This window comes from Stieleria sp. (genome assembly GCF_041595215.1).
Lineage (GTDB): Bacteria > Planctomycetota > Planctomycetia > Pirellulales > Pirellulaceae > Stieleria > Stieleria magnilauensis.
Window position 1 is genome coordinate 1 of record NZ_JBFHKV010000465.1, and the last position, 6,175, is coordinate 6,175.

General features: G+C 58.1%; 5 protein-coding genes. 2 read left to right on the forward strand and 3 right to left on the reverse strand.

Translation table 11 applies throughout. The features are described 5' to 3' along the window. Positions 1–684, forward strand: a 684-nt coding sequence (gene metW / locus ABX749_RS17905) for a methionine biosynthesis protein MetW (protein WP_372897163.1), incomplete at its 5' end; no start/stop codon positions are given. 158 nt (positions 685–842) lie between these two features. Here the strand turns inward: metW and ABX749_RS17910 are convergent. Both ABX749_RS17910 and ABX749_RS17915 read right to left on the reverse strand, forming a co-directional pair. Beyond that, positions 843–2,780 (reverse strand): ATP-dependent helicase, encoded by a 1,938-nt coding sequence (locus ABX749_RS17910; protein ID WP_372897164.1) that lies wholly within the window; start codon positions 2,778–2,780, stop codon positions 843–845. A gap of 136 nt (positions 2,781–2,916) precedes the next feature. Then, a complete protein-coding gene (locus tag ABX749_RS17915; protein ID WP_372897165.1) occupies positions 2,917–4,332 on the reverse strand; it encodes a sulfatase in 1,416 nt (471 codons plus the stop codon). A gap of 661 nt (positions 4,333–4,993) precedes the next feature. Here ABX749_RS17915 and ABX749_RS17920 point away from each other — a divergent pair. Then, the gene (locus ABX749_RS17920; RefSeq protein WP_372897166.1) at positions 4,994–5,743 is read left to right on the forward strand and encodes a hypothetical protein; all 750 of its coding nucleotides are present in this window, start codon (positions 4,994–4,996) and stop codon (positions 5,741–5,743) included. A gap of 161 nt (positions 5,744–5,904) precedes the next feature. Here the strand turns inward: ABX749_RS17920 and ABX749_RS17925 are convergent. Next, positions 5,905–6,175: hypothetical protein (locus tag ABX749_RS17925; protein WP_372897167.1), on the reverse strand; the 271-nt coding region annotated here is incomplete at its 5' end.

The window sequence follows — 6,175 nt, forward strand, 5'->3', positions numbered from 1 at the left end:
CACGATTCCTTTTTAATCGCCGAAGACATCGCCCAGTACGGACCGTTGGTGCAAGCTCGCCTCGGTGACATCGACACCACACCGGCCGCGATCTCGGAAGTCGAAGAGTTGATCCTCGCCGAGATTCCCGACGGCGCGTCGGTACTCGATCTGGGCTGTGGAGATGGTCACCTGTTGGCCGCGCTTCACAAACGAGGGCATCAGAAACTCGTCGGCGTCGAAGTCGAACAGGAGAGCATCGTCAAAACCGGACGCCGAGGCATCGATGTCATCGACTATGACCTGAACCATGGTTTACCGGCCTTCATCGACAATCAATTCGACGTGGTCATCTTGAGCGCGACCTTGCAAGCGGTCGCCAACGTGGAAACACTGTTTCAGGAAATGATCCGTGTCGGTCGGCGGATCATCGTCAGCTTTCCTAACTTTGCCTACCGAAAACTCAGAGAAGACTATGTCGTCCGAGGGCGTTCGCCCAAAGCCCCCGGCGAATTCGCGTTCGAGTGGTACAACACGCCCAACCGACGATTTCCCAGCATCGCCGATGTTCACGATTTGTGCCGCCAAATGTCGCTTCGTTTGGAAAAAGAGATCTATGTCGATGCCTCCCTGGGCAAACGCATCGACGCCGATGACGATCCCAACCTGAACGCCGACACCGCGATCCTGGTGATTTCGGGATAACCGCGGCGTAGCGGTGAGGACCTTGCCCTTTGAGGCACGTAGCTCGCGGCAATTCCGCCTGCGTTGACATCAATCGGGGTGCTTTTTGGTAGCGGTAGGGCGCGAGCCCTCCGGTCTTGCAAGGTCAAACCGGACGGCTCGCGACGTTCCGCTAGCTCTCAACCCCGAAACGATGTGATCGGCGCGTCGAACGGATCGGTGTCGATGTCCAGATCCGACTGCACCAGTTCCGGCGGCACGTCACTCAAGAAGTACGGCTGTGAGCTTGATCCGCCGGATTGATAAAACCGATTGTGGTGCGGGACATAGGCACCGTGCGACCGCAGGGTGCCGGTCAGAAACAGTTCGTTCTGGGCACGCGTCATCGCGACGTACAACACCCGTCGCTCCTCTTCCTCTTTGTCGTCGTCGCCGATGCTGCGGACATGGGGATAGTTTCCCGGCTGGACTCCGATCAGATAACACACCGGTGCTTCGGTTCCCTTGGCACTGTGAACGGTGATCAGCGTCACCAAATCGTCGACGTCTTCGTTGCTGGCCTCGGATTCGGTGATCGGGTCCAGCGTGTACGTTTCCAAAAACTCACCGACCGATTGATGCTTGGCCGCCAATCGTTGCAGCAACTTCAGGTCCTTGCTGCGACGATCCCAGTCATCGTATTTCTTTTCCAGCAGCGGCGTCATCTTGTCCGTCGCGGCGCCGATGACGTCACTGGGCCGATCCCAGCACGTCAGACACTCGGTGATCGATTCGGCCAGACGCGGATTGGTTTTGTATTGATCGGCCAGGAACTCGCTGATGGCTTTGATGTTTGGCATCGCCAACAGTTTGCCGATCGTGGTCGCCGCCGTCTTTTCGCCGATCCGCGGCCACAATGTCAGATAACGCATCCACGCCAATTGGTCGGCGGGATTGTCGATCACACGCAGCAGGCTGAGCAGATCTTTGACGTGTGCCGATTGAAGCAGTTGCGTGCCGCCGATGAATCGATAGGGGATGTCGTTTTCGATCAAGGCCGCTTCGACGCTCCTGGCCGCCCACGCACTGCGGGTCAGGATCATGTGGTCACGCCACGGATCACCGTCTTCATGTCGCTGCATCAAATCCGATGCCACCCAGTCCGCCTCCTCAAAGTCGCCGTCCAATTCAACCAGGACCGGCTTGATGCCCGGACCTCGGGCGGCCCGAAGGTGCTTGTCATAGCCCAGTGACGACTGGTCGAGCAACCAGTTGGACAGATCCAAGATCTCCTGGGTGCTGCGATAATTTTGCTCCAGTTTCAGCACCTGCGCGCCGGCGACTCGCTCGGTGAAGGAGTGGACGTTGCGAAAGTCGGCACCGCGGAACGCATAAATACTTTGCGCGTCATCACCGACACAAAACAATTTTGCCGGGTCACGCATGCCATCCAAGATCAACCATTGCAGCGGATTGGTGTCCTGCATCTCGTCGACCAGAATATGGTCGTAACGCGATTGCATCTTCTCACGGACGATCCGGCTGCGGTGCAACTGCCGGGCGAACAGGTGCAGGATGTCGTCGTAGTCGAAATATCGACACTCGTGCTTTCGCTTGGTGTAGTCCTGCAAGACGCTGCTGATCCGTTTGATTGCGTCTTCGTCATGGTCGGTGAACTCGGCCAGGTACTCGGCGACCGGACGGTTGGTGTTCCGCGCGTAGGAATAGTAATTGGCCAGTTCGGCCGACTTGGGAAACGCGGCGTCCTTCCCCACCACGTTCGCGCGGGCGAGCTTCATCAGTTGCAACTGGTCGTCGCGGTCGATGATCGTCAACGAACCGCACTCGAACAGATCCGGCCAACGACGAAGGTATTGCAAACAAAAGTTGTGAAAGGTTCCCGTCGGCACGGTCTTGGCCGAGGAACCGATCTGCTGGGTCAGCCGATGCCGCATCTCGCGGGCGGCGCGGCGGGTGAAGGTCAACAACAGAATGCGTCGCGGGTCGACGCCGATCTTCGTCAGATGGACGACACGGGCGACGATGGTGCTGGTCTTTCCCGTCCCCGCACCGGCCAGGACCAGCACGTCATCCCCGGCGAACTCGGCGGCACGCTTTTGCTCGGCATTTAATTCCATCACGTCCATTCCATCCCGCATTCGATCGGCAAAACACCGGGCGCAACCCCAATTCCGCTCAATCGACATTGATGGGCGCCCCTCGCGCTGGCGCGAACCGGCTGATCTCAGAGTTGCCAGGTTTCAGGGGATAGACTTATCCCTTTATTTTAAAGCGTCTGGCGATTTCCCGCTCCTCGTCGGCGGCGTCGAAGTCGGGATTCGGCTCGGTCGGCACGGGGGCAGCGGTCGATTCTCGCCACGCCTTGAGCAGCCCGTGCAATCGGTCTCGATCTTGCGGATGTGACGCGGCCAGATTGGTCGTCTCGCCGGGATCTGCCTCCAAATCGTACAGCTCCAACCCGCCGTCTTCGAAGTATTCGTGCAGCTTCCATTTTCCGTTGCGAATGATGCTGCAAGGCCGCGAACGAAACAGCACATCGCGCTGCTCGTCGATTCGTTGGTAACTTTGCAGATACGCGGGGAAGTGCCAGAACAGCGAGCGCGACTGGAACGCCGGATCGGCTTCGCCGGCCAACAGGGGGCGCAGGCTGAGCCCATCGACGGGCTGATCCGGCAGCGCCGCGCCGGTCATCTCACAGAACGTCGGGAACAAATCGACGTTGATCACCGGCGTGTCGCAGGTCGTCCCCGGATTTGTCACCCCCGGCCAAACGACAAACATCGGTTCGCGGATGCCGCCCTCGTAGTACGTTCCCTTGTATCCTTTCAGTGGTTTCATCGATGTCGCCGGACCGTAGCCGCCGTTGTCGCTGGTGAACACGATGATGGTGTCGTCGGTTTGCCCCAGCGACTCGATCGTCTTGATAATCCGACCCACGCCGCGATCGACACTTTCGATCATTGCCGCCATCACGGGATGGTCATGCAGTTCGCCGGGTGTTTTCTGTTCGTACTTTTTCACCAGCTCCGGCTCACCCTGGATCGGCGTGTGCACGGCGAAATGCGTCAAGTACAAGAACCACGGCTTATCGGACTGGCGACGGATGAACTTGATCGCTTCTTCGGTCAATCGGTTCGTCAGGTACTCGTCCTCGGGTGCATCGGCCAGTTCGGGAATGTTGCCGTGCGGCGGATAATAACCGCGTGGCGGACTGCCGCTGTGCGTGCCCGCAAAATTAAAATCGAATCCATAGGGCAGGGGGTCGTTGCTGAGATGCCATTTGCCGATCGTGCCGGTACGGTAGCCGGCGTCTCGCACGCAGTGGGCCCAGGTGCGAATGTCGGTTCGCAGCGTGTCGGTGCCGGGAATGTGCATCAGCCGCCCATGTTTCCGATTTCCCCGCCGCGACGTCCCCACGTTGTAGATCTCGTGACGCGGCGAGTACTGACCGGACAACAGGCAGGCACGCGACGGAGCACAATTCGCGGCTCCGGCGTAGGCGTCCGTGAACACCATTCCGCGAGCCGCCAATGCATCCAGGTTCGGAGTCTCGTAGAAGTCGCTGCCCATGAAACCGGCATCCCGCCAACCGAAATCGTCCAAGAAAATGAACAGCACGTTCGGCTTGTCGGGATCTGCGGCGTCGGCGGATTCGATTGCTGCAGTCAACAAACCAACGAAGCAGCAAACCAGGGCGAGAAGTTTACAGGGCATGGCAGAGACAAAGGTTGGGACGAAAGAGGATCAGACACCACAAAGTGGGAGAGGCTTCCAGCCGGTCAGGGCACCGTCGATCCGACGAGTTCACCACATCATAACTTGTTTACCGAAACGTTTGAGACAGCGTCCCGATTCCCCCCTCCTGCCAGGTCGTGTCAGGTGGGTGACGCCGAAAACTGCACGACCTCTGACAGGGAGGGTGGAACGTCATACTGATACATTTCGCGTCCAGGCCGCCAACCCCAATGGGCAACGCTGTGAAGCGTTTTTAGCGGTAGGGCGCGAGCCCTCCGGTGTTTCGGGAATGATGAGGGACCGGAGGGCTTGCGCCCTGCCGCTAACACCTCGTCACACGCAGGGAGTAAATGCTTCACAGCGTTGCCCAACGGGGTTGAACAGAACGCGGATCGCCGGAATCACGCCGCCGCTTGCGCCGTCCGATCGCGCTGCGTCATTTGTTGACCCCCGCTGGGGTTCTTCTCCCTCTGTGCCACCACTTCCTGCGTTGACTGCACTTGATCGAAATAGATGGTAACACCGTGCGAGGTTTTTCGCTGTGTCCGTGCAGGGCAATGTGTTGCCCATCCCCTCAAACGATGGAAACCATTCGATGATTAAAAAGCACGTTCTCGGCGGATTGATCGCAGGTCTCGTAGGCGTCATTGTCTTGGGCGGCGTGTTCGCCGGTACCGTTTCCAAAGCCTCCGAATTGCAACGCGATTTCTTCGCAAAAATCGCTTCGAATGAGGTGGATGCTCTGACCCAGTCGATGCATCCAAGTCTGGCCTCTCAAATCGATCCCGCCGTGATGCATGAACTTGTTCGCGCGATCGATCAAAGACTAGGGAAAGTCGAGAGCATCTCGCAGACGGAATTTCGCATTGAGAAAAATGACGCCGGCACCCGCGTGATGTCTCAGGCCACGGTTCGGTTTGAGAAGGGAACCGCGACCTCCAAACTGGTCACACTCGACGGCAAACTGATTCAATTCGACGTCACCTCGCCGGCCTTGGCAAATTGGTTCGTCGTGCCGACGCGGACCGAACAGTACGAGGCATTGGGGAAAAAGTTTTTGGAGCAATGGCTGAGCGGCAATCACGATGTGGCATGGGCATTGTTCCATCCCAACCTGCAAGAAGCCATCAGCCAAGAGCGACTCGCAGCAATGGCAAACGTTGTGACTGAAAAATTCGGGCCGTTGAAATCGGTCACACCGACGGGAACGCGAATCGGCGACAACGGCAAAGCCCCGACGCTGATGATCGACTTCACCGTGGTCTGCGAACAAGCCGAACTCGCCGGAGAAATCGAAATCCAGTTCGGCGGCCTGAAAGGTCACTTGCTCGGATTTAAAATCTGAGATTTGCTGACTCTAACGTTCTAATGAATTTCCTCTCCCTCGGTAGTTGGAAAGCAATACTGAACCATTTCGCGCTCGGGGGTGCCATCGGAACACTCACGGACGCCGACCACGTCGCGATGGCTCTTGAGAGGCCCTTTTGGACGCAGGAACGCCTTGTTTTACGAGTCGACCTCAGTTGCTTCTTCCGGCTCGGTGGCTTCGGCGGTCATCTGGTACAGCCGGACGTGGCCATCGGCATGGGCGACGGCCAATCGGTCCTCCCCGACAAGATCCACTCCACGTGCAGCACTTTTCATTTTGAACGTGTGAAATGCCTCGTCACTGCCATCGTTGTAAAACCAAAGTTCGCCTTTGCCTGATTTGTCCGCACCTCCGCCGACCAGGAAGCCTTGGGGATGGAACCGTACCGCCCACGCGATGCCTTTGAAA

What these genes read in the sequence shown, in the direction of transcription:
- ABX749_RS17910 (WP_372897164.1), bottom strand. Translation starts at nt 2,780, where the DNA reads ATGGAATTAAATGCCGAGCAAAAGCGTGCCGCCGAGTTCGCCGGGGAT.
- ABX749_RS17920 (WP_372897166.1), top strand. Translation starts at nt 4,994, where the DNA reads ATGATTAAAAAGCACGTTCTCGGCGGATTGATCGCAGGTCTCGTAGGC.